Raw genomic sequence first — 1,753 nt, forward strand, 5'->3', positions numbered from 1 at the left:
GTCGATGTAGTGTTGGTCGTTAATAACTTCGTAATAGCATACCATTATACGAAGTTATACGAGGGGCGTCTGGCCGCAGGACGGCCTCAGTCGCCCACGGCCGGACGCCGTACGGCGCGATGGTCCCGGGATCGACCTCCAGATACTCCATGAGGCGCTCGCTCATCGAGCTGTCTGCGAGGTTCGGCGGGTAGAAGGGCAGTTCAGCGCCGACCTGCTCGTACTCGTACCGGTCCGACGGGACGTACCCCTCGGTCCGCGCGAGCGTATCGAGGAAGAACCACGTCCGGAACAGCTCCTCGACCCGGCGTTCGAGCGCGCGTCCCTCCGCGGGAAGCCGCTCCTCGTATCCGTTGTCGAGCCGGATCGCCGGCGCGTCCCCGACGGTCATCCGCGCGCCGAGGTAGTACGACAGCGTCGAGAGCCGGTACACGTCGGCGTACGTCGGCCGAACCACGACCTCGACGCCCGTGTCCGGAACGGTCAGCGGGCTAGGGATGTCGAGTTCATCACCCCGCTCGATCCGCGGCGGGTATCCCCGGAGCGTCGGCCACGACCGCTCCGGCGAGAACTCCTGTATCGACGACCCGAGCACCGATACCGCCTCCGTCAACGCGGCCGGGTCGTCCGGGACCGTGACCGTGGCCTCCGGTCGCGTGTGGAACGACCGTCCGCCGACCGTCACCGTCGTCGGCCGGTCGAAGGTGAGTTCGACGGGCTCCGGCCCGCCCATTCCGGTCGCCGTGATCTCCGCGTCCTCGACTCGCAGGAGGACCTTCGTCACGCCGCTGATCTCGACGCAGTAGTCGCCGCGCGGGAACTCCGTGGACTCGTCGAGCTGCGCGAGGAAGTCGCCGTTCGCGCGCCGGACGTTGACCGTCGAGTACTCCGCGACCGAGATCGACTTCGCCTCGAAGCTGACGGCCCGATCGACCGGAAGCGGAAACAGTTCCGGCATCGCCGGCGAGAGCTCCGGCTCGTGGTCCGCCAGCAGGTCGAGCCGCGTCCCCTCGATGACGTCGCGGACGCCCAGCGTCCGCCCGTCGACTTCGAACCCGATACGTCCGTCAGATGACCCGTCGTTCACTGGACTGTTTCTGGTTCACCGACACGTATGAGGGTGTCGGTGAAAATCCCAATCCGAAGAATCGACGCGTGTCGCGGGGTTTCACGTGACACGAGAGAATCGATGACAGCAATCTTAACATCGATCGAGCCGGACAGAAGGGCATGGATGCCGTCGGATCGGAGCCGATATCGCGGGCCCTCTCTGCGGCGTTCCCGGACCGGATCCCGGACCGGCTGACCGGCGTCGGTCCCTCGTGGAACGGCGCGAACGAGACGGTCGGCGTGACCTTCGCGGACGGCGGCCGGGCGTTCCTCAAGGTCGCGCTCGTAGACGAGAGTCGCCGCATCACCCGCGAACGCGCCGTCCTCCGCTACGTCGACGCGCACAGCCCGATCCCGGTTCCCGAGGTGCTGGCAGCCGATCCCGACGGCGACCCGGCGTACCTCGCGACCGCACCGGCGCGCGGCAGAGAGCTTCTCGGCGTCTACGAGGCCGCGATCGACGACGAGCGCGAACGCCTCCTCCGCCGCGTCGGGAGCGCGCTCGCCGCGCTCCACGCCGATCGGTTCGCCCGGCACGGCGAGATCGTGGGAGCGGGAACGGGAACCGGAACGGCGGCAGCGGGCGAGGTGGCTGAGGGCGAAGTGGCTAAGGGCGACGCGGCCGCAAGCGACGCGGCCGGGG

At 68.2% G+C, this 1,753-nt stretch carries 2 protein-coding genes; one reads left to right on the forward strand and one right to left on the reverse strand.

All coding sequences use genetic code 11. The features are described 5' to 3' along the window. Positions 1–19: 19 nt before the first annotated feature. On the reverse strand, positions 20–1,087 hold the full coding sequence (locus BN903_RS17945) for a hypothetical protein (protein ID WP_228841021.1): 1,068 nt from the start codon (positions 1,085–1,087) through the stop codon (positions 20–22). 143 nt (positions 1,088–1,230) lie between these two features. Here BN903_RS17945 and BN903_RS05320 point away from each other — a divergent pair. Beyond that, positions 1,231–1,753, forward strand: a 523-nt coding sequence (locus BN903_RS05320; protein ID WP_154018048.1) for a phosphotransferase, incomplete at its 3' end; no start/stop codon positions are given.

This window comes from Halorubrum sp. AJ67 (assembly GCF_000513435.1).